This window comes from Streptomyces sp. NPDC048590 (assembly GCF_043199535.1).
GTDB lineage: Bacteria > Actinomycetota > Actinomycetes > Streptomycetales > Streptomycetaceae > Streptomyces.
This window is the reverse complement of the sequence record NZ_JBICWC010000012.1, coordinates 141,394-163,080: the sequence shown is the minus strand read 5'-3', so window position 1 is coordinate 163,080 and position 21,687 is coordinate 141,394. Positions and strand designations below refer to the sequence as shown.

Below are 21,687 nucleotides of genomic sequence, written 5' to 3'. Positions count from 1 at the left end.
GGTTGATCAGCTGGTCGACCTCTTTCGCCTGGCCGCAACCATCCGTCTTCGGCGCTTCGGAGCACCGCTCCGAAACGATCGGTCACATGTCGGCCCGCATGCACACCAGCCCGTCCCGCCGGTCCCAGGAGTCCACTACGGTGAATCCGAGGCGCTCGTAGAGAGCGATCGCCCCGGTCCGCCACTCCCACACCGACAGTCGGAGCGTACGGACCCCCGTCTCCGCCGCCTGCGCGAGTGCGGCACGTACGAGGGCGGAGCCGATCCCCTCACCGCGGCACGCCTCGTCCGTCCACAGCCTCTTCAACTCGGAGCAACCGTCGACGGGGGCGGTCACCACCACGCACCCCGCAGGCCGTCCTCCCACCGAGGCCACCAGGACGACGTCGTCCGCGAACACGGTCAGGGGGTCGAGGGCCTCTGCCCGGTAGCGCTCGGGCAACGCGTCCACGCCCGCGACCGCCTCACCCTTCTCCGCCTGGGTACGCAGGTGATAGGCGGCCAGGAGTGCGGCCGGTCCTGGCGGGAGGTGTCCGTGCGGGGAGGTGTCCTGGCCGGGCCATCGGTGGATCCGGACCGCGGTTCGATCAGTCATGGTGCGAGGCTCGCACACCCGACGGCGCTCACTTCATCGAGGTGAGCCGTGCAAGGGTCTGCTCCAGTTCCTCGCGCAAGGTGCGGCCGGCCGTGTCGGCGTCGCCCCGGACGACGGCCTCCACCAGCAGCGCGTGTCCCTCGTCGCCGTGGTTCGGGTCCGCCGAGCGCAGATCGAGCAGTTCCAGCATGTCGATCAGGCCTTGGCGCAGCGCCGGGACGAATTCGGTGAACAGCGCCGTGAGCACCGGGTTGTGGGCAGCGGCGACCACCGCCGCGTGCAGGGCGATGTCCGCGTCGACGAACGCCGCGTCCCCCTCGACCGCCGCACCCCTGCGCCCGGCCAGCGCCTCGCTGATCGCGGTGACGTCCTCGTCGGTACGCCGGTGCGCGGCCATCCGGGCCGCCTCCACCTCGACGACCATACGGACCTCGTAGACGTCGGTCACGGCTGCCCTGCGCAGCGCGGCGGCCCAGTCCTCGCTCGGCTCGATCGCGATGACGAAGACACCCGCCCCCTGACGTGCCTGCACCAGCCCCGCTCCGGCGAGGGAGCGCAGGGCCTCGCGGACCGTCGACCGCCCCACGCCGAGTGACGCCGCCAGGGCGGTCTCGGCGGGGAGCCTCGCCCCCACCGGCCAGTCGCCCGCGGCGATCCGCTCGCGCAGGTGCTCGGCGGCCTGCTCGACCAGAGGTGAGGGCTTCAGGGGGCCCAGCGGCATGGGGTGTCACCTTCCCGGGGAACACCTCAGGTTGTCTGAGGAGTTGTCGGCGGCTACTGTACCCGGCATGCCGCTGAACGAGCTCCTTCTCCTCGTCCGCCGCTGCGGGGCCTGACACATCGACGACCGGCCCCCCCGCAGCGGGTGTCGGGCTGCGCCGGTCGCTCGACGGCCGACCGAAAGCAGAAGCTTCGCGATGACTCCCCCTCCCGGGACCACGACCTTCCCCACCTTGCGCACACCGTCCGGCACCCTTCCGGCGGACGCTCCGGCGTGGAACCCGCAGCGTCCGAGCGCGATGCCGCACCATCGCTACCGCCCCGCCCACGACCGGGTCGCCCTGCCCCTGACCGACCGGACCTGGCCCTCCCGCCGGCCCGGACGAGCCCCGCTGTGGGTGCCCGTGGACCTGCGCGACGGCAACCAGGCCCTCGCCGAGCCCATGGACACCCCGCGCAAGCGCCGCCTCTTCGATCTGCTGGTCACCATGGGCTTCAAGGAGATCGAGGTCGGCTACCCGTCCGCCAGCGCGACGGACTTCGCCTTCGTACGCCACCTCGCCGAGAGCGGAGCGGTGCCCGACGACGTGACGGTCTCCGTGTTCACCGCGGCCCGCAAGGATCTGATCGACCGGACCATGGACTCCGTGGCGGGCCTCCCCCGCGCGGTCGTCCACCTCTACACGGCGACCGCACCCGCCTGGCGGGACGTCGTACTGGGCCGTTCCCGCGCCGAGGTGCGCTCCCTGGTCACGGAGGCCGCGACGCATCTGATGCGGCGGGCGGAGGAAGACCGGCGCGCGGACATCCGGTTCGAGTTCTCGCCCGAGGTCTTCAACCTCACCGAACCGGACTTCGTCCTGGACGTCTGCAACGGCCTCACCGAGCTGTGGGAGGCGTGTCCGGACCGGCCGGTGATCCACAACCTGCCCGCGACGGTCGAGATCGCCACTCCGAACGTCTACGCCGACCAGATCGAGTACATGCACCGCCATCTGGCGCGCCGCGATTCCGTGATCCTCTCCGTGCACCCGCACAACGACCGCGGAACCGGGGTGGCTTGTGCCGAACTCGCCGTGCTGGCGGGCGCCCAGCGGGTGGAGGGCTGTCTCTTCGGCAACGGTGAACGGACCGGGAACGTCGACCTGGTGACCCTGGCCCTCAACCTGTACGCGCAGGGCGTCGACCCGATGATCGACTTCTCGGACATCGACACCGTCCGGGAGGTGGTGGAGCACTGCAACCGGCTCCCCGTGCACCCCCGGCACCCCTACGGGGGCGAACTCGTGCACACCGCCTTCTCCGGAACGCACCAGGACGCCATCGCCAAGGGAATGGCCCATCACGCGAAGCAGGCCGCCGAGGCCGGAGTGAGCGCGGGCGACGCCCCTTGGGCCGTGCCGTACCTGCCCATCGACCCGGCCGACATCGGGCGCACGTACGAGGAGGTCATCCGCATCAACTCCCAGTCGGGCAAGGGCGGGGTGGCCCACCTGCTCCGCACCCACCACGGGCTGGACCTGCCGCGGGCGATGCGCCCCGACGTCTCGCGCAGGGTGCAGCACCTCACGGACGAGACCGGGAGCGAACTCTCCGCCAAGGAGCTGTGGGACCTCTTCCGCACGACGTACATGGCACCTGCCAGGGAAGGCGGTCTCGCGCTTGAGACCTGGACGTCGTCGGAGACCGCCCCGGGCCTGCACGAGTTCGTCGCCGAGCTGCGCTCCGGCGGCCGGGCGGGCACGTACCGGGGTACGGGCAACGGCCCGCTGTCCGCGCTGGCGGTCGCCCTCGGCGCGGCCGGAGTCACCGTCGACATCCTCAACTACAGCGAGCACGCCACCGCCTCCGGACCCGGGAGCCCCGCGGTCGCCTACACCGAGTGCCGGGTGGACGGGGTGACCGCCTGGGGCGCGGGGCAGGACACTTCTGTCCTCACCGCCTCCGTCGACGCGGTCATGGCCGCCGTGAACCGGGCGGGGGCGACGAACCGATGAAGGACGGCGAACCGATGACGGACGAACGACCGGTGCTCCGGGCCCGCGGTGTGGACCTGGTCCGCGAGGGCAAGCACCTGCTCAGCGAGGTGTCACTCACCGTGCGGGCGGGCGAGCACTGGGCGCTGCTCGGTGCCAACGGAGCCGGCAAGAGCACGCTCCTCGGCCTGCTCGGCGCTCTCACCCATCCGACCCGCGGCAGTGTCGAGGTCCTCGGACACGAGCTGGGACGCGTCGACCTGCGCCAACTGCGCGCCTACGTCGGCCATGTCGATCCGCGTCACGCCCCTCGCTCGACGCTCAGGGTGAGGGACGTGGTCCTGACGGGCCTGACCAACAGCATCGAGCCACTCCCCCGTTGGCGCCCCACGGCGGCACAGCTGGACCTTGCGGACGAGCTCACCGGACTGCTCGGGCTCGCGGGCCGCCGCGACGCACGGTGGCCGACGCTGTCACAGGGCGAACGCGGTCGCGCCCTGATCGCCCGGGCCCTGATGCCCAGGCCGCGGCTCCTCCTCCTCGACGAACCGGCCACGGGTCTGGACGTCGCGGGTCGCGAGCAGCTGATCGAGCGCCTCGACTCCCTGCAACAGGATTCCCGCGAGCTGGCGTCGGTCCTGGTCACACACCATCTGGAGGAGCTTCCTCCGGGCACGACCCACGCGATGCTGCTGCGCGAGGGACGATGCCTGGCGTCGGGACCCGTCGACGAGGTGCTGACCAGCGATCAGATCAGCAAGTGCTTCGACCATCCGGTCCGCCTCAGCCGGTTCGACGGACGGTGGAGCGTCCGGGCCGACCGCCGCGCCCGCTGACGGCGCCGACCGGGCCGCTCCTCCGTATGCGGGGAACGGCCCGGTCCGGGCGGGCCTCCGCGGCCAGGCGGCTGGAGGTCCTGGCCGTCGGGCCGTACCGGGATCAGGGGTGCCGCGGGCGCGGGACACCGAGCAGGGCGCCGAACTCCGGACGGGGCGGCGCGGTCACTTCGCGATCTCCCAGATGTGGCCGCCGGGATCGCGGAAGGAGGCCGTGCGGATGCCCCACGGGCGGTCCATCGGCCCGTTCAGCAGCTCGACCCCGCGGGCGGCCAGCTTCTCGCACGTGGCGTCCACGTCCTCCACCGTGAGGGTGAACACCTGGCGGGAGCCGGCCCCGACGGGTGCGACGGCCGCGGGCTCCATCAGCTCGGGTGCCGCTGTGGCGTCGAGCAGGTTGATGAGCGTCCCACCGAAGCGGAACACGGCTGAGTTGTCGTTCTCGTAGTGGACCGGGAGGCCGAAGACCTCTCGGTAGAAGTCCCTGGTCGCCGGCAGGTCCTCGGTGACGAGGGTGACCGCGGTGATTGCGCCCGGCCACGCCGGTTCGAGTGTGGTGTCAGACATGATCCCGATCCTGTCCCGGCGTGGCGGACCTGTAAACGGCCTTCCCTACCGCACCAGGCAGGGCCGCTTGGCGTCGAAGGTCCAGCCGGGCACGAGGTACTGCATGGCCTGGGCGTCGTCCCGTGCTCCGAGCGCCTTCTCGCGGTAGAGCTCGTGGGCGGCGAGCAGACGGTCCGTGTCCAGCTCGATCCCGAGGCCGGGGGCGTCCGGGACGGCGACCTCGCCGCCTCGGATGCGGGGCGGGGCGACGGTGAGCCGCTCCAGGCCCTCCTGCCAGATCCAGTGCGTGTCCAGGGCGTTGTAGTCGCCCGGGGCCGCGGCGCCGCAGTGCGTGATCATGGCCAGCGAGATGTCGAAGTGGTTGTTGGAGTGGCAGCCCCAGGTCAGACCCATCTCGTTGCACAGCTGGGCCACGCGCACCGAGCCCTGCATGGTCCAGAAGTGCGGGTCGGCGAGGGGGATGGACACGGACTGCAGGGCCAGGGCGTGGGTCAGCTGCCGCCAGTCGGTGGCGATCATGTTGGTCGCGGTCGGAAGACCCGTCGCACGACGGAATTCGGCCAGGACCTCGCGTCCCGAGTAGCCGTCCTCCGCCCCACAGGGGTCCTCGGCGTAGGCGAGGGTTCCTCCCAGCGGAGTGCAGAGTTCGATCGCCTCGCGCAGCGACCAGGCTCCGTTGGGGTCCAGGGTGATCCTGGCTTCGGGGAAGCGGTCCTTGAGGGCACGAACGGCCGCGACCTCCTCCTCGCCGGCGAGGACTCCGCCCTTGAGCTTGAAGTCCTGGAAGCCGTAGAGGGCGTGGGCCGCCTCGGCCTGCCGGACGACGGCCTGAGGGGTGAGCGCCTCCTCGTGGCGGAGGCGGTACCAGTCGGTGTCGGAGTCCTGCTCCCGGAGGTAGTCGAGGCCGGTGCGGTCGGGATCGCCGACGTAGAAGAGGTAGCCCAGCACCCTGACGGAGTCGCGCTGTTGCCCGTCGCCGAGCAGCGCCGCGACGGGAACGTCGAGGTGCTGGCCGAGGAGGTCGAGCAGGGCCGATTCGACTGCTGTGACGGCGTGCACGGTGGTCCGCAGGTCGAAGGTCTGGGCGCCGCGTCCGCCCGCGTCACGGTCGGCGAAGCGGCTCCCGATCTCGCGCAGGACGCGCTTGTAGTCACCCGCCTTCGCGCCGACCACCAGGGATTCGGAGTCACGCAGCGTCCGGGTGATCGCCTCGCCGCCGGGCACCTCCCCCAGCCCCGTACGGCCGTCGGAGTCCTTGAGCACGACGATGTTGCGGGTGAAGTAGGGGCCGTGGGCGCCGGAGAGGTTCAGCTCCATCGAGTCGTGTCCCGCGACGGGGTAGACGGCGAAGTGGGTGACGGTCGGCTGGTTCATGCGGGGCGGGTTCCTTGGGGTGCGAGTGCTGCGGGAGGGAAGGTGTGCGGCGTTCAGAGGCTCAGTACGTCGAGCGCCCACTCGGCCGCCAGGACGCCGCCGAGACCGAGAACGGCGAGGACGGTCGTGTAGCCGGTCCGGACCTTGATGGCCTGGACGACCGAGAGGTTGAAGTACTCCTTGAACAGCCAGAATCCGGGGTCGTTGACGTGGGAGAAGGCGATCGAGCCGCACGAGACGGCGAGCACCATCATCTCGGGGTGGGTGCCGCTCCCCGCGAGGAGCGGGAGCACGACACCGGAGGCGGTCACCACGGCGACCGTCGCCGAGCCGAGGGCGATGCGGAGGATGGCGGCGATGAGCCAGGCGAGGATGATCGGTGAGACGGACCAGTGTTCCGTGACGTCCTTGATGTAGTCGGATATACCGCCTTCGACGAGGACGTTCTTGAAGGCTCCGCCGGCGCCGATGACCAGAAGGATCATGGCCATCGCCTGGGCCGCCGAGGTGCAGGACGAGCTGACGTCGGCCAGGCTCCGGCCGATCCGCGGTCCGAAGGCCCACGCGGCGAGGAGCAGGGTCAGCAGCAGCGCGACGGGGGCCGAGCCGATGAAGGCGACGGCGTGCAGGAAGGCGCTCTCGCCGGAGGTGAGCATGTCGGTGACGGCGGCGCCGGCGATCAGCACCACCGGGAAGAGGGCCACGAACAGCGACCATCCCATGCCGGGCATCTCCTCGTCGGTGAACTCACGCTCACTGACCAGGCCCTTCGGTATGGAGGGGTTCATCGCCCTGACGAACGGCAGGCGGGGCCACACGAGCGCGACGAGCGCACCGGCGGGCACCGCGATGAACAGCCCGTAGAGGAGGGTGTGTCCGACGGAGGCGTGGAAGGTCGCCGCGACCGCTGTGGGGCCGGGGTGCGGGGGCAGGAAGCTGTGCATGGTCGACAGCGAGATCGACATGGGAAGGCCCACCCACAGGAGGTTGACTCCGGTGACCCTGACGAGGGTGAAGGCGATGGGCACGATGATGATGAAGGCGACCTCGTAGAACATGGTCACGCCGATGAGCATCGATGTGACCACCATGGCGAGCTGGACCCCGCGCGGTCCGAAGGCGTCGAGGAGCTTGCCCGCGATCCGCTGGGCGGCCCCGGAGTCCCCCATGATCCGGCCGACCATGGCGCCGAGACCGATGGTGAGCATGGTGTCGCCGATCTGGTCCCCGATGCCGGCGGAGAGGACGTCGGGGATCTCGACCGCGGGGATGCCCTGGACGAGGGCGACGCCGACCGCCACCAGCAGCAGGGCGGCGAAGCCGTTGAGTTTCATACGGGTCATCAGGAGCAGCAGCACGAGAACGCTGATCCCGACTACGAGGAGCGGCATGTCAGTTCCCCTTTGAACTGTCGGGCGGTGGGGGGCGAGCGCCGCCGGCCAGGGGCACTCCCGGACGGGAGCGGTCGGCCGACGGTGGGGGCGCGGTCCTGGCGGGGGTCAGACGGTCCGGAGACGGGGTGCGCCGACGAGGTCCAGCCCCGCGTCGAGGACCTTCTCCAGCGCGGCGAGGTCGGCCGGCCCGGGATCGGTGAGCGGTGCGCGTACGGGGCCGACGGGCAGGCCCCGCAGCCGGGCGGCGGCCTTGACCAGCGAGACGGCGTAGCCCGGTACGCGGTCGCGGAGTTCGACGAGGGGGACGTAGAAGTCGCGCAGCAGCGCCTTCGTCCTCGCGTCGTCGCCGTCCCGCAGGGCCGTGAAGAAGGCGTCGGCGATCTCGGGTGCGAACGCGTGGACGGCTGACGAGTAGGCGGGGACTCCCACGGTGGCGTAGGCGCGTGCCTGGATCTCGGCGGTGGCCGCCCCGTTGAAGAAGAGGAAGCCGTCCGGTGCCGCGAGGGTGAGGCGCTGGAGCCGGTCGAGGTCGCTGTGACCGTCCTTGAGCCCGATGACGGTGGGGATCTCAGCGATGCGGCGTACGCCTTCGGCGGTGAAGGAGACCTGGCCGCGCTGGTAGGCGATCAGCGGGAGCCGGGTGCCGGACGCGATGCGGCGCAGTTGCTCGACCAGCCCGTCCTGCGGGGCGGCGACGAGGTAGTGGGGCAGGACCAGCAGGGCGTCGGCCCCGGCCTCCTCCGCGATCCGGGCGAAGCGCAGCGCCTGCGCGTAGCCGTAGCCGACACCCGCGACCACGGGCAGCCTTCCGTCGGCCACCTCGACGGACGCCCGTACGACCTCGCGGTACTCGTCCTCGTCGAGCGCGCCGAACTCCCCGGTCCCACAGGCCGGGAACACCGCACCGGGCGCCGTGGCCACCTGGGCGGTGAGATACGCGCGGTAGGACTCCAGGTCGAGCGCGCCGTCGTCCCGGAAGCTGGTGAGGGGGAACGAGAGCACCCCGCCCGCCATCCCGTCCCGCAGCCGCTGGGCCGTCTCCTCGGTGACCGCGCTGAACCGATCCACTGATCTCATCTCCATATGCAGATGGCGTGCATGTATGAGAACGGAGGTTAGGCGGGTGAACGCGACGGGGTCAATGGGTGTGCGGTGGCGGATCCGGAAACGGTTCTCGAAGCACGGTCCGGGAGATCCATCGACGGCACACGGACGGCTGGTGACGAGCAACCGGCGCGTCCCGGTCCGGCCTTGAAAGGCGACGGCACCACGGGGAGTGCGAACCCGCCCCACGTAACCGTCAGCGTCCGATCCGTAGCCCTTAGACTGCGGGGATGCCGGAGAACAGTGGAGTGCGCGGGGTGAAGTCGGCGTCCCGCACCGTCGCCCTGCTGGAGCTCCTCGCCGCACGGGGTGACCGGCCGGCCCGTCTCGACGAGCTCGCCGAGGAGCTCGGCGTACCGCGCAGCAGCATGTACCAGTTGCTCCGGACCCTCGTCGACTGCGGCTGGGTACGCACAGACACGACGGGGTCCCTCTACGGCATCGGCATCCGCGCCCTGCACACCGGGACGAGCTACCTGGACAGCGACCCGCATGTACGCGCCGCCCGCCCTTTCCTCGACGAGGCCTCCGACGCACTCGGCGAGACGGTGCACCTGGCCCGGCTGGACGGCGCCCACGTCGTCTATCTCGCCACCCGCGAGTCGCACGAGTACGTGCGCACCCTCAGCCGGGTCGGCCGCCGCATCCCGGCACATGCCGGGGCGCTCGGCAAGGCGCTGCTCGCCGAACGCCCCGACGACCTGCTTCCGCTGCCCGAGGGGCCGCTGGCACCGCGCACCGACAACACCCACACCGAGCGCGGCGCACTGCTCCGGGACCTCGCCGGGGTGCGCGAGCGCGGCTACTCCGTCGACCGCGAGGAGACGGTGACGGGCATCGTCGGTTTCGGCTTCGCCCTGCGCTACGACACCCCGGCCGTGGACGCCGTCAGCTGCTCGGTGCCGGTGAACCGGCTGGACGAGGAGCACGAGGCGCGGGTCGTCGCGGTCATGCGGGAGATCCGCGCGAAGATCGAGAACGCCCTGGTCCCGGCACCGGGCGCTCCCGACTGGCGCTGACCGCTTCGACCAGCGGCAGGGCGCCGGCGCCGGCTTCCACCCGCCACCGACCGAACGACCGCCGCACTCCTCCGAGTTGGACGGGTCAAGGAGTCAGGGCGTTCAGCAGCCGGTCGACGTCCTCGTCGCAGGTGTAGGGCGCGAGGCCGACCCGCACCCCGCCGCCCTCGCCCAGTCCGAGCCGGTGGGAAGCCTCCAGCGCATAGAAGGATCCGGCCGGTGCGTCCACGCCGCGTTCGGCCAGGCGGCGGGAGAGGTCTCCCGGGTCCGTACCGTCCAACGTGAACAGCGTGGTCGGGGTGCGGCGCGCCGCACGGGAGTACACCGTGACGCCGTCCATGGCCGTCAGGCCCTCCTCGATGCGGCCGCGCAGCCGGTCCTCGTGCGAGGCAAGGGCGGTGAACGCGTGGCCGAGACGCTCCCTCCGGCTGCCGGAGCCGGCGGTCAGCCCGGCGAGGAAGTCCACCGCCGCCGTCGTGCCCGCCAGCAACTCGTAGGGAAGGGTGCCGAGTTCGAAGCGCTCGGGGACGGCGTCGCTGGACGGCAGCAGCTTGTCGGGATGCAGGCTGTGGAGGAGCTCGCGCCTGCCGGTCAGCACACCGAGATGCGGCCCGAGGAACTTGTAAGGCGAGCAGACCAGGGTGTCCGCGCCGAGCGCGGTCAGGTCGACGGTGGCGTGCGAGGCGTAGTGCACCGCGTCGACGTGCAGGAGCGCGCCGGTCCGGTGGACGAGGCTCGCCACGGCGGGGATGTCGGGGCAGGTGCCGATGAGGTTGGAGGCGGCGGTGACCGCGACGAGCCGGGTACGGGAGGACAGCGCGTCCTCGATGTGCCCGGCGTTCAACTCCCCTGTCGCGGGATCGAACTCGGCCCAGCGGACCGTGGCCCCCACGGCCTCGGCCGCCTGTGTCCAGGGCCGGATGTTGGAGTCGTGGTCGAGCCGGGACACCACCACCTCGTCCCCCGGTCCCCAGTCCTTGGCGAGGGTGCGCGCGAGGTCGTAGACGAGCTGGGTGGCGCTGCGCCCGAAGACCACGCGGTCCGCCTCCGATCCCAGCAGATCGGCCATGGCCGACCGTGCTCCGGCCACGATCGCCTCCGCGTTGCGCGCGCCCTCCGTGAGGGTTCCCCTGTTCGCCAGGGGCCTGGTCAGGGCATCGGTGATCGCGTCGATGACCTGCTGGGGCGTCTGGGTGCCGCCCGGCGCGTCGAAACGGGCGGTCCCCGCCTTCAACGCCGGGAAGCAGGAACGGATCGCCTGTACGTCGAGGGTGTGGCCGGTGGTGTCGCTGCTCAAGGTCTGCTCCGGAGGGGACGAGGTGCGGGTGGCTGGAACGGTACGGGCAGGCCGTCGCTCCCCGGCACTCGGGGAGGCGGCCCGCCTGTGACGCCGGGCCGCGCGCTCAGAACGGATAACGCTCGATCTGCGCCTGGGCCGTGACCCACTGCACCTCCGAGAAGGTGTCGAGACTCGCCCTGCCTCCGAACCTGCCCCCGGTCCCGGACGCCTTGCTGCCGCCGAACGGTGCCACCGCCTCGTCGTCCACCGTCTGGTCGTTGATGTGGACCGCGCCCGACTCGATCCGGTCGGCGAGTTCCCAGGCGGCGAAGGCGTCTCCGGTGAGGATGGACACGGACAGGCCGTACTCGGAGGAGTTGACGAGTTCGATCGCCTCGTCGACGGTCTCGTAGGCGACGACGGGCGCTACCGGACCGAAGACCTCCTCGGCGAAGGCGGGTGAATCGAGCGGGACATCCGTCAGCACGGTGGGCCGGTAGAACAGGCCGTCGTACGTACCACCGGTGGCAAGCACCGCACCCTGCTCGACGCTCCGGGTGACGATGGAGTGGATCCGGTCGCGCTGGCGCTCGTCGATGACCGGACCGAGGGCGTTGGCCGGGTCGGTGGGGTCGCCGACGGGGAGGGCGTCGGCCTTCGCCGCGAGTGCGGCGGCGTACTCGGCGGCCTGGGAGACGTGCACCAGATGGCGGCCCGCGGTCATGCAGATCTGCCCCTGGTGCAGGAAGGAGCCCCACGCCCCGGCCGAGGCGGCGGCGTCCAGGTCGGCGTCGGGGAGGACCAGGAGTGCGTTGTTCCCGCCGAGTTCGAGATGGACCTTCTTGAGCAGGGGCGCCGCGGCCGTACCGATGGCACGCCCCGCCGGGGTGGAGCCGGTGAACGAGATGCAGGGGACGTCCGGGTGGGCGACGAGGGCCTCGCCGACGTCGGATCCCCCGGGCAGCACGTGGAGCAGACCCTCGGGCAGCCCCGCTTCGGCAAGGAGTTCGGCGAGGGCGAGACCACCGGACACCGGTGTCCGCGGATCGGGCTTGAGGATGACGGCGTTACCGGCCGCCAGCGCCGGGGCCACGGAGCGCAGGCCGAGGATGGCCGGGAAGTTGAACGGGCTGATGACACCGACGACCCCGAGTGGGACCCTGCGGACCGCGGAGAGCCGGGGCTTCGAGCTCCGCAGCAGCTCGCCGTAGGGCTCGGAGGTGAGGGCCGCGGCCTCGTTGAGCTCGGCGATCAGCAGACCTGCCTCGAACCGCGCCTTGCCCTGCCCCGAACCGGATTCCGGGACGAGCCACCGCACGATACGGTCCGGGTCGGCCGCCAGCAGGGCGGACGCCTTGATGAAGACCCGGGCCCGCTCGTCGTAGCCGAGCTTCGCCCAGGCTCGCTGTGCGGTCCTGGCCGCGGCGACGGAGGCGTCGACGTCCTCCGCACCGGCCACGCCCACGGTCGCGACGACCTCACCGGTGGCGGGCGCGGTGACCTCCATGGTGCCGCCGCCCGAAGCGCGCCAGGTGCCGTCGAAGATCTTTCCCGACCAGAGAGGCGTGGTGGCGGGGGCGGAGTCTGTGCTGGTCATGAGGATTCCCTTGTCACGAGTCGGCTTCGGAGCGGTTGGCGGGTACTCGGACTTGCCCGGCCCTTCGATTGCATCACAGGCCTCCCGCCCGCCGACGCCCCACCGCCACGGCCGACCGGGGATCGCGCGGTCCGTGGTACGCGGAAGCGGGGGCCGCCCCATGAGGACGGCCCCCGCTCCAGGAGTTCAGCGACGCGCCGTTGTCCGGCACCACCGCCTTCGCCAGGCCCGCGCCGCCGGAGTCCCGGCGGTGCTCGCCGTGGTCCGGACGCCGTCCGGAACTCGGCGTCAGCCAGCGTACGTCTCGAACTCGGCGATCTTCGGGGTCCCGCTCGAGCTGGTGATGTCAAGGGTGATCTTCTTCAGCGAGGTCTTCGGGAGCGTGACCGCTCCCGCGCCGCTGCCGGTGGCCAGTACAGCGCCGGTGTCACCGTTCAGGATCCGCCAGGAACCGAGGGTGGAACCTGACGCCACCTTGATGTTGGCCTTCGCGACCGAGGTGGCGGTTCCCCACTTGACCGAGACCGAACCGGTCGAACCGGCCGGCGACCAGTAGGTGCTCAGGCTGCCGTCCCGGACGTTGCCGTAGCTCGTCCCGGAGGCCTTGCTGGATCCGTCGGCTCCGCCGGCGAGGCTGAGGTTGGTGCCGCTGGGCTGGGTGGGGTCGGGGGTGGGCGTGGGGTCCGTCGGGGTCGGGGTCGGGTTCGTCGGGGTGGGGGTGGGGGTCTGGGTCGGCGTGGTCGGCGTGCAGCTGCCGTCCGAGACCTTCAGGCCCTTGTTCGCACCCGCCGTCGCGGCCACGATCGACGGCACGCAGCTCGCGTCGTCGAGGGAGTACGCGTAGGGGATGCTGACGCTGGTGTTGGACGTCGGGTTGGGCCCGGCGGGGTTGTTCTCGCTGCTCTTGGCGGACCAGGTGATGTTGTCGAAGGTGTTGCCGCTGACCTGCCAGTATCCGGCCGCGTCCGTGTAGAACGTGCCCAGGACGTCCTTGGAGTCCTTGAAGTAGCTGTTCTCGACCTTGGCCTTCGCCCCGGCCCTGGAGTTGATGCCGGACTCGTTCAGCTTGACGTAGTAGTTGTTGTAGATGTGGGCGATGCCGCCGCGCAGCAGGGGCGTGCGCGAGTCGAGGTTCTCGTACAGGTTGTGGTGGAAGGTGACGAAGCCGTTGGAGAGCTCGGTCTCGCTCGAACCGATGAGTCCGCCACGGCCGGAGTTGCGCAGGGTGCTGTAGGACAGCGTGACGTACTTCGTGTCGTCCTTCATGTCGAAGAGGCCGTCGTAGCCATCCGACTCACCGCCCGACGCCTCGAGACTGGCGTGGTCGACCCAGACGTTGCGGACGCCGCTCTCCATGCCGATGGCGTCTCCGCCGTTGGAGGTGGGCGAGCCGGACTTCTTGACGTTCTTGACGGTGACGTTCTGGATGATGATGTTGCTGGACTCACGGATGTGGATACCCAGCTGATCGAAGACGGCGCCGCTGCCGACGCCGACGATCGTGACGTTGCTGATCTGCTTCAGCTCGATCACACCGGCGGCGGTGTTGCAGCTGTCGCCCGACACCTTCGCGGTGTTGCCGTGGTTGATGGTGCCCTCGACCTCGATGATGATCGGGGTGCTGGCACTGGCACGGTTGCACAGCGCGGTGTGGATCGCGGTTCCCGTGGTGGCTTTGACCGTCTGCCCGCCGGCACCACCGGTCGTACCACCGTTCTGAGTCGCATAGCCGGTGGCACCACCGGCTACAGCGGCCGATGCCTGGGGCATCGCCATGACCACGCCGGTCGCACCCGCGACCGCCATCGTGGCCACTGCCGCATACAGTCGCCGTGCGACTGATCGCCTCATATTCGTGTCCCCATTCGTGTTCGCACGCTGATCTGGTCAGCTGCTTCATGCCGCGGTCGCAACGGCGAGGCCTCGGGGGCTTCCGGCTGTTCACCGGGGAGCACCCTTCGGCCGGTTGTGCGGGTACATCGTCACTACGTCGTGCGGTGGGTACGGCCTTCTCGACCGTGGCCCGCCCCCGGGAAGGAGTCCTGCTCAGCACCGGTGGCGGCTCGTACGCGTCCGTCACGACGGCGGTCGTGACGCACGCTTCCACCGGAACGGCTCCCGGGAGGGAAAGCGCTTTCTGGCCGCGACAATAGAGCCGTCGAGGCGCGGCTGACAAGGTTCATGACACGCACGACGAGTGGCTCGGCGGAATCTTTTCCGTACCCACGGCGCCCAGTTGCCCCAGACCACCGCGAAGGGCACGGACTGCCGACCGACACCCGGACCAGCCGGCACGACGCACCCTGCGGACGACCGCGGCCACCCGCCCCCGGCATCCGGCCAGGGGCATCACCGAAGCGCGCTCTCCTCGCGAAAACTGCTGCGCTCAGTTGACTGAAATCGTGCAGTAAAGAGCAGATAAATTCAGCCTGACGCCTCAACATCCCCCTGGAGCCGCACAAAGGAGGCGCGCCACCCACCCGTGGGAAGCAGCCAGGCCGACACCCCGACCGGGGATCGAGCCCCGGGGTACGGCGTCGAGAAGAGGAACCTCACAGTTCAACGACATTTCCGAGGGTTGTACACACCGGGGCACCCAGCCCCCCGCCGATGCCGGCCCACTCGGCACCTCGGCCGCGACGGGTACCAGCAGTTCGGCGACGCGCCGCCTCTCCAATGGATGAGTTGTTTTGCAATAAAGACCCCTCAATCAAGCAATTATTGACACCGCATCAGGTGAACCGCCATAGTCCTGCACCAGCAACGAGGTACGGCTGCGCGCGCAACGCTTCTCCGATCTCCGGGTGTCACCGCCCCCTGCCCGGGGCCATCCCTGAGGGCGCCGCCGGACCTCCCGGCCCGGATTCGACTTCGGCACTCCCTGAGGAGAATCAGCAGATGAAACGAGCGTTGACGCGCACCGCTGTGGCGGCCCTGGCGGTCCTCATGCCGTTCGTCGCGGCACCTGCCGCCCAGGCGCAGACCTTCGGCGGGAACGAACTCCTCTCGTGGTCCGTGAGCGGGGCCCCCGGCGGAGGACTGACCTCCCTCGACTTCCCGATCACCGTCAACACCGGCACCGCACACGTCTCCGGGACCTACTTCGCGATGCAGTTCGGCTTCACCGGGCAGAGCGAACTCGCCTACGCGGGACTGCAACCGCGACCGGATGCGAACGGGCACGAGCGGCTGCGCGGGGTGTTCTCGTCCTTCGTCCCCGGGACGACCAGCACCCACGCCAACTGTTCCGCCGGGGCCGACGGCGGCCCCGGCGTCAGCTGCGGCGTGGAGTTCGACGCCACATACGGGCACAGCTACCGGGTGGAAGTCAGCCAGGCCGGCGCGGACACCTGGTCGGGGACCGTCGTCGACACCGCCACGGGTCGGCGGACTCCCGTCGGTACGTGGAAGCTGCCCGCCGGTTCCGGCAATCTGAAGGCTTCGCAGTCGGGCTTCATCGAGTACTACGACGTTCCCAGCTGCGCCCAGCAGCAGAAGTACGACGTCACCTTCGGCGCACCGTCCTCCGGTTCCCTCTCAGGCACCACCACCTGGGTACGGGAGTACGGGGACTGTGCCGGCTACGGCAACACCCAGGTCACCACGGTCGGCCAGGGCGTACGGGTGACCCGCGGCAGCGTGGGCTGAGATAGGCCCCCGCTGCCCGGCGGATCGACCGGCGGCTCAGGAGCGGGGCGGGGCGGGTGAGCGTGGTCACGGGCAGGGACGATGCTCCTTCCTCCCCGGCTGAGGGCTACCTCAGGTGCCGGGTGAAGAACTGGGCCGCCGCTTCCCCCGCGAACCGGGGTACACCGGTGTGTCCGCCCATGTTGGCCTGCAGGGTCTTCTCCTTGGAGCCGAAGGCGTCGAACAGGTCAAGGGCCGCCTGTCGTTCGTTCCCCTCGTCGTCCCACTGAAGCAGGACGTGCAGCGGGACGGTGACCCGTCGGGCCTCCTCGAACATGGCGGCGGGCACCAGGCTTCCGGCGAAGAGAACGGCGGCCGAGATACGCGGCTCGACCAGAGCGAGCCGGATGCCGACGGAGATCACGCCACCCGAGTACCCGACGGGGCCGCCGATCCCGGGGAGTGCCAGGAGGGCGTCCAGAGCGGCCTGCCACTCGGGTACAGCCGCCTCGACGAGCGGCAGCACAAGGGCGTCCTTGATCTCCTCGCCGACCGGTCCGCCGGCCTCCATGGCCCGGCGCAGGCCGGCCCGGGCCTCCTCTGCTCCGGCGAGGGCAGGCCGGTCGCCACTCCCGGGGAGCTCGATGGTGGCCGCGGCGAAGCCGTCCGCCGTGGCCTGGCGGGCCCGTTCGACCAGCCGGGGGTACATCCTGTTCAGTCCGAGCGGGGGGTGGCCGAGCAGGATCAGCGGTACCGGCCCGGACGAAGCCCCGGGGGTCCACAGGACGCCGGGGATCTCGCCGAGGGAGAAGGTGCGCTCGACGACCCCGTCGTCCAGACGCTGTTCAGAAGTGAAGTGCACGGTCGTGCCTTTCAGGAGTGCCTGTGTACGGCGCTCCCGGGCTGCCTACCGCCCGACCGTGACCCCGGAGGAGAGCACCCATGTCGATACTGCGTTCACGGGTACCACCTCCTTGTTCTCTCGCACGGTCTCCGGAAATCTAGCAGAGTCCGCTTCGGAGGCCGAACGAGTTTCAGCGGCGGGACGTACGGCGGCCCGGCCTCACCTCTCCGCCCGGTGCGCCACTCCGAGCCCGGGACGGCAGGCCGGAGGGTTCGGGAAGTCCGGCCGAGCTCGCCCGCCGGTTTCGATACGAGCGGGCGGTCCGCCCGACTTCCGTGATACAGCCGAGAGATCCACGTGAAGTGAGCAGAGAGGGATGCATCCATGAGCTCGCCGACGCCCCCGGTTCCCCTGCCGGGCGACACGAAGGTACTGTCCATCGGCCTGCACCCGAGCGCTCTGGACTACAGCCGGATGCCCGACGGTATCGACGAGGCCGTGCTCACGGCCCGGATCGCAGCGGGGAACGCGGCGCTGCGTGAAGCGGGGTTCGATGCCGTCCCGTGCCTGATCGGCCTCGATCCGGGCCGCGCCGAGGAGACCGTGAGGGAACAACTACGGTCGCACACCTTTGGCTTGGCGATGATCGGCGGGGGCGTACGGATGCTGCCGGAGCACACCCTGCTGTTCGAGCGGCTGGTCCACGTCCTCACCGAAGCGGAGCCCGGGATCCGGCTGTGCTTCAACACGACCCCGGAGGACACGGTCGAGGCGCTGAAGCGGTGGATCCGGCGCTGAGGCACTGTCCCGCGGATCATGCGACCTTCCGATCCGTCACTTCCCGAAAAAGGACGACGCCCCGGCACCACCGCCGCCTGATGAGGGACTCGGGCGGTCCCGGGGCGGTCTGACCTGCAAGATCCACCTTGCCGGTGAGGGCGGCTGCCGTCCCATGGGTCTTCTGGTCACTCCAGGTCAGTGGGGTGACGCTCCGCAGATGCCCGAGGTCCTGGCTCGAATCCGGGTTCCCCGCCCGTTGGGAGGACGGCCCCGGACCCGGCCCGATCATGTCAGCGGAGACAAGGCTTCGCCTTACAGTGCCTAGCCGGACATCGGCAACGACGACCACCGGCCGACCGGCCATGCGACGACTACGGCCCGGCCGATCACCTGGTCCTCGTCGATGGTGCCTCCGCCGCGAAGGTCCTGGTGATACCGGGAGTCCGAGGAGTCCTGGCGATGGTCGCCCATCACCCAGAGCTTCCCCTTCGGCACCTTGATCGGCCCGAACGGCTTGTCCCCGCAGGGGGTGTTGCCGCCGTAGATGTACGGTTCGTCCAGTGCCTTCCCGTTGATCTTCACAGGGCCGCTCCCTGAGCATTCCACGGTGTCGCCGCCGACCGCGATCACTCGCTTGATCAGATCCTTCTCGTCCGCCGACGGCATCAGACCAACGAAGCTGAGCACCTTCTGCAGCGGGTTCGGCTTGTCGGACTTCCCTGGGAGCCAACCGCCCGGATCATGGAAGACCACTACCTCTCCGCGCTCCGGCTCGGATCCAAACCACGGTGTCAGTTTGTCGACCAGCACACGGTCGCCGACCTGCAGGGTGCTTTGCATCGACCCCGACGGGATTGAGAACGCCTGTACCAAGAAGGTCTTGATGCCCAGCGCGATCACCAACGCAAGGACGAGGAGGATCGGGAGCTCCTTCCAGAAGGATCGTGTCTTCCGTCGCCTCTTGCCGCCCGTCGCTCCGTCGTCGGTCTCGCCACCGCCTGTCTCGCCACCGCATGTCTCGCCGTCCTCGGATCTCGACCGTTTGCCGGTGATCAGATCTCCCACAACCATGCCTCCCCCTGCACCCGACCGCGGGCGCACCGTGTCTGAAGCGGTGCCTCGTGCGCACAGCGTCCGAGCCCACCTCCCCTACAACGAAGGGGAGTTCCCGGAAGGCCGAAGCTTTCAGCCCGGCACCGGGCCCCGGCCGCCAGGTCGTCTCCCGGCACTCCGCCAGCATGGTGCCTCGCAGCGGTTGAAGACCGTTTCTGCATACGGCGACAAGTACCCCACCATCGGAAACGCGGCTTGGTCGAGACCGGCCGGCACAGGCCCAGACCGTGCGTGGCGGGGGCGTTCGCATGGGTCACCGCAGCTCCTCGGTGCTCCGGCCGGCCGTGATGACGGTGAGGAGGGGGAACGCGATGAGCAGCGCGACCGCGACGAGAACCCCACTCGCCCAGAGCGGCCCGAGGACCCCGGCCTCGGTGCCGAGTGTGGCCGCGGCGACGACGGGGCCGGCGACGGCACCCGCGTTGAGGGCCGCCGTCGCGTACGAGCCGGCCATCGTGGGGGCGCCCGCGGCCTCGTAGAGGACACGCGTGATCAGTGTGCTGCCCAGCGCGAACGACAGCGCGCCCTGCACGAACACGAGGGTGAGCAGGATGACCGGCTCGCCGGCGGACATCGCCAGGGCGGGCCAGCCGATGAGCAGCGAAGGACCGACGACCGCGACGACCGGACCGGGACTGCGGTCCGACAGCCGTCCGGCGGCGGTGACGCCCACGAAGGAACCGGCGCCGAAGAGCACCAGAGCGACAGGGATCCACAACTCGCCCAGCCGGGCGCCGTCGGTCACGACGGGGGCGAGGAAGGTGAGGCTGCCGAAGGTCGCGGCGTTCACCAACGCGCCGAGCAGCATCACCAGGACCAACCGCGGCCGCGCGAGTTGGGCGAGTTCCGCTCGCAACGCCGGTCGGCCGGCGGCCTCGTTCTCGTCACGTCCTGCGGGGATCCCCTTCAGGATGCCGAGAGCAGCAGGCAGGCAGAGAACGGCGACAGCCCAGAAGGTGGCCCGCCAGCCGAGCACCGTGCCGAGCACCGCCCCACCGGGGACACCGGCGATCGTGGCCACTGTCGTGCCGGACAGCAGCACGGCCAGAGCGCGTCCCTTCCTGTCGGGCGGGACCAGCCCGGCCACAGCCGTCAGAGCGACGGCGAGGAACCCCGCGTTCGCGAGCGCTGCAACGACCCGGGTGGCGAACAGAAGGGGGAAGCTCGTGGTGACGGCGCCCACCGCGTGGGTTGCCGCGAACACGAGGACGAACCCGAGAAGGGCCGGGCGCCTGGGCCGGCTGCGGGCGAGCGCGGCCACCAGGGGGGCGCCGACGGCCATACCGATCGCGAAGGCCGAGGTGAGCGAGCCCGCTGTTCCGACGGTGACGTCGAGATCCGAGGCGATGTCCGGCAGAAGGCCGGCGAGCATGAACTCCGAGGTGCCCATGGCGAAGACCGCCAGGGCAAGTAGGTACAGCGGGAGAGGCATCGAGTGGCTCCGAGGCGAGGGGAGATACGAGAGGTCATCTCGTCACCGCGGCCGGCCCGGGCACACACACGTCCCACCGCGGAAAGCGGCGCGACGACAGGACTACGGACTCAGTGGTGCAGGGGGCTGACGGCGTGACCGAAAGCCCCCACCGTGTCTGACTCAGGACTCGACATGAACCGCACGCTACCCGACCGATGCCCGTCGGATCACCTTGCTTCCACGGGCATCGTCGCCAAGGCGATGTCCGGGGCCGGCTGCTCACCCGTCGAGGCCGCCCCGCTTGACCAGCTGGCTCGCGATGACGTTCCGCTGGATCTCGTTGGTTCCCTCACCGACGATCATCAGGGGGGCGTCCCGGAAGTAGCGCTCCACGTCGAACTCCGTGGAGTAGCCGTAACCACCGTGGATCCGGACGGCGTTGAGGGCGATCTGCATGGCGGTCTCGGAGGCGAACAGCTTGGCCATGCCGGCCTCCATGTCCACGCGCCGCCCCGCGTCCGCCTCGCGGGCGGCGAAGAGGGTGAGCTGGCGGGCGGCGGTGAGCGAGGTCGCCATGTCGGCGAGGTAGTTGCCGACGGACTGGTGCTTCCAGATCGGCTTCCCGAAGGACTCACGCTCCTGCGCGTAGGCGAGGGAGTCCTCCAGCGCCGCCCGCCCGACACCGAGCGCGCGGGCCGCCACCTGGAGGCGGCCGGTCTCCAGCCCCTTCATCATCTGGGCGAATCCCTCGCCCTCCACTCCTCCCAGGACGGCGTCGGCGGAGGCCCGGTAGCCCTCGAAGGACAGCTCGCAGCTCTCCACGCCCTTGTAGCCCAGCTTGGGGAGGTCGCGGGAGACCGTGAGCCCGGGTCCGTGCTCGACCAGCAGGATCGAGATCCCCTTGTGCGCGGGTGACGCCTGCGGGTCGGTCTTGCAGAGCAGGGCGATCAGCTGTGAGCGGCGGGAGTTGGTGATCCAGGTCTTCGTGCCGTCGATGACGTATCCCTCGTCGTCGCGGCGGGCGAGAGTCCGGATGGCCTGGAGGTCGGAGCCTCCGCCCGGCTCGGTCAGCGCCATGGTGGCCCGGATCTCGCCGGTGGCCATCTTCGGCAGGTAGTGCTGCTTCTGCGCCTCGGTGCCGAAGTGCAGCAGCAGTTTGGCGACGACCGTGTGTCCTCCCATGGCGCCGGCGAGGCTCATCCAGCCGCGGGCCAGCTCCTCGGTGACGAGGACGTACGCCGAGGTCGAGACGGGCGTGCCGCCGTACTCCTCCGGGACGGCCAGGCCGAAGATGCCGAGTTCCTTCATCTGCTCGATGAGTGCCTCGGGGTAGGTGTTGGTGTGGTCGAGTTCCTGGGCGACGGGCTTGATGTCCTTGTCGACGAAGTCGCGCACCGTGCTGACGATGAACTGTTCGTCCTCGGAGAGGATGTCGAGGGTGCTCACGG

General features: G+C 70.3%; 18 protein-coding genes and 1 pseudogene. 6 read left to right on the top strand and 13 right to left on the bottom strand.

Annotated features, from left to right (window positions below; genetic code table 11):
* Positions 1–82: 82 nt before the first annotated feature.
* Together ACGFNN_RS30415 and ACGFNN_RS30410 are read right to left on the bottom strand one after the other, a co-directional pair.
* Positions 83–595, bottom strand: a complete 513-nt coding sequence (locus tag ACGFNN_RS30415) for a GNAT family N-acetyltransferase (protein ID WP_393560735.1) — start codon at positions 593–595, stop codon at positions 83–85.
* A 28-nt stretch (positions 596–623) separates the two neighbouring features.
* Positions 624–1,316, bottom strand: coding sequence for a FadR/GntR family transcriptional regulator (locus tag ACGFNN_RS30410; protein WP_393560733.1), 693 nt, complete (start codon positions 1,314–1,316; stop codon positions 624–626).
* Positions 1,317–1,512: 196 nt separating this feature from the next.
* Between ACGFNN_RS30410 and leuA the strand changes: the two genes are divergently transcribed.
* Both leuA and ACGFNN_RS30400 read left to right on the top strand, forming a co-directional pair.
* Complete coding sequence (leuA, locus tag ACGFNN_RS30405; protein WP_393560731.1) at positions 1,513–3,312, top strand: 2-isopropylmalate synthase; 1,800 nt, start codon at positions 1,513–1,515, stop codon at positions 3,310–3,312.
* A 14-nt stretch (positions 3,313–3,326) separates the two neighbouring features.
* Entirely contained in the window at positions 3,327–4,127 is an 801-nt protein-coding gene (locus ACGFNN_RS30400) for an ABC transporter ATP-binding protein (protein ID WP_393560729.1), read from the top strand.
* A 165-nt stretch (positions 4,128–4,292) separates the two neighbouring features.
* Here the strand turns inward: ACGFNN_RS30400 and ACGFNN_RS30395 are convergent, their stop codons facing one another.
* From ACGFNN_RS30395 to ACGFNN_RS30380, 4 genes are all read right to left on the bottom strand, one after another.
* A complete protein-coding gene (locus tag ACGFNN_RS30395) occupies positions 4,293–4,694 on the bottom strand; it encodes a VOC family protein (protein ID WP_393560727.1) in 402 nt (133 codons plus the stop codon).
* Positions 4,695–4,739: 45 nt separating this feature from the next.
* Positions 4,740–6,068 carry an enolase C-terminal domain-like protein gene (locus ACGFNN_RS30390; protein WP_393560726.1) on the bottom strand — a complete coding sequence of 443 codons (1,329 nt, stop codon included), beginning with the start codon at positions 6,066–6,068 and terminating at the stop codon, positions 4,740–4,742.
* A gap of 53 nt (positions 6,069–6,121) precedes the next feature.
* Positions 6,122–7,459 carry a gluconate:H+ symporter gene (locus ACGFNN_RS30385; protein ID WP_393560724.1) on the bottom strand — a complete coding sequence of 446 codons (1,338 nt, stop codon included), beginning with the start codon at positions 7,457–7,459 and terminating at the stop codon, positions 6,122–6,124.
* Positions 7,460–7,567: 108 nt separating this feature from the next.
* A complete protein-coding gene (locus tag ACGFNN_RS30380) occupies positions 7,568–8,539 on the bottom strand; it encodes a 5-dehydro-4-deoxyglucarate dehydratase (RefSeq protein WP_393560722.1) in 972 nt (323 codons plus the stop codon).
* 257 nt (positions 8,540–8,796) lie between these two features.
* On the opposite strand from ACGFNN_RS30380, the gene ACGFNN_RS30375 reads away from it, so the two are divergent.
* The gene (locus ACGFNN_RS30375) at positions 8,797–9,585 is read left to right on the top strand and encodes an IclR family transcriptional regulator (protein WP_393560720.1); all 789 of its coding nucleotides are present in this window, start codon (positions 8,797–8,799) and stop codon (positions 9,583–9,585) included.
* A gap of 85 nt (positions 9,586–9,670) precedes the next feature.
* Here ACGFNN_RS30375 and ACGFNN_RS30370 read toward each other — a convergent pair whose 3' ends face one another.
* The 3 genes from ACGFNN_RS30370 to ACGFNN_RS30360 all read right to left on the bottom strand — a co-directional run bounded on the left by ACGFNN_RS30370 (position 9,671) and on the right by ACGFNN_RS30360 (position 14,312).
* Positions 9,671–10,882 (bottom strand): cysteine desulfurase-like protein, encoded by a 1,212-nt coding sequence (locus ACGFNN_RS30370; RefSeq protein ID WP_393560719.1) that lies wholly within the window; start codon positions 10,880–10,882, stop codon positions 9,671–9,673.
* Positions 10,883–10,988: 106 nt separating this feature from the next.
* The gene (locus ACGFNN_RS30365) at positions 10,989–12,461 is read right to left on the bottom strand and encodes an aldehyde dehydrogenase family protein (protein ID WP_393560717.1); all 1,473 of its coding nucleotides are present in this window, start codon (positions 12,459–12,461) and stop codon (positions 10,989–10,991) included.
* A gap of 288 nt (positions 12,462–12,749) precedes the next feature.
* Complete coding sequence (locus ACGFNN_RS30360) at positions 12,750–14,312, bottom strand: polysaccharide lyase family 1 protein (protein WP_393560715.1); 1,563 nt, start codon at positions 14,310–14,312, stop codon at positions 12,750–12,752.
* Positions 14,313–15,359: 1,047 nt separating this feature from the next.
* Here ACGFNN_RS30360 and ACGFNN_RS30355 point away from each other — a divergent pair.
* Positions 15,360–16,109 carry a DUF3472 domain-containing protein gene (locus ACGFNN_RS30355; RefSeq protein WP_393560713.1) on the top strand — a complete coding sequence of 250 codons (750 nt, stop codon included), beginning with the start codon at positions 15,360–15,362 and terminating at the stop codon, positions 16,107–16,109.
* A gap of 106 nt (positions 16,110–16,215) precedes the next feature.
* On the opposite strand, the gene ACGFNN_RS30350 is transcribed toward ACGFNN_RS30355, so the two are convergent.
* Positions 16,216–16,950, bottom strand: coding sequence for an alpha/beta hydrolase (locus ACGFNN_RS30350; RefSeq protein WP_393560711.1), 735 nt, complete (start codon positions 16,948–16,950; stop codon positions 16,216–16,218).
* 366 nt (positions 16,951–17,316) lie between these two features.
* Here ACGFNN_RS30350 and ACGFNN_RS30345 point away from each other — a divergent pair, with 366 nt between their 5' ends.
* A complete protein-coding gene (locus ACGFNN_RS30345) occupies positions 17,317–17,730 on the top strand; it encodes a hypothetical protein (RefSeq protein ID WP_393560710.1) in 414 nt (137 codons plus the stop codon).
* Positions 17,731–17,809: 79 nt separating this feature from the next.
* A pseudogene (locus tag ACGFNN_RS30340) lies at positions 17,810–18,019 on the top strand (IS5/IS1182 family transposase); the annotation flags it as partial.
* A 14-nt stretch (positions 18,020–18,033) separates the two neighbouring features.
* On the opposite strand, the gene lepB reads toward ACGFNN_RS30340, so the two are convergent.
* The 3 genes from lepB to ACGFNN_RS30325 form a co-directional block, all read right to left on the bottom strand.
* Positions 18,034–18,783: a signal peptidase I gene (gene lepB / locus ACGFNN_RS30335; protein ID WP_393560709.1), complete on the bottom strand. Its 750-nt coding sequence runs from the start codon at positions 18,781–18,783 to the stop codon at positions 18,034–18,036.
* A gap of 295 nt (positions 18,784–19,078) precedes the next feature.
* Entirely contained in the window at positions 19,079–20,257 is a 1,179-nt protein-coding gene (locus tag ACGFNN_RS30330; protein WP_393560707.1) for a Cmx/CmrA family chloramphenicol efflux MFS transporter, read from the bottom strand.
* Between the two features lie 261 nt (positions 20,258–20,518).
* Positions 20,519–21,685 (bottom strand): acyl-CoA dehydrogenase family protein, encoded by a 1,167-nt coding sequence (locus tag ACGFNN_RS30325; RefSeq protein ID WP_393560705.1) that lies wholly within the window; start codon positions 21,683–21,685, stop codon positions 20,519–20,521.
* Between the last annotated feature and the right edge of the window lie 2 nt (positions 21,686–21,687).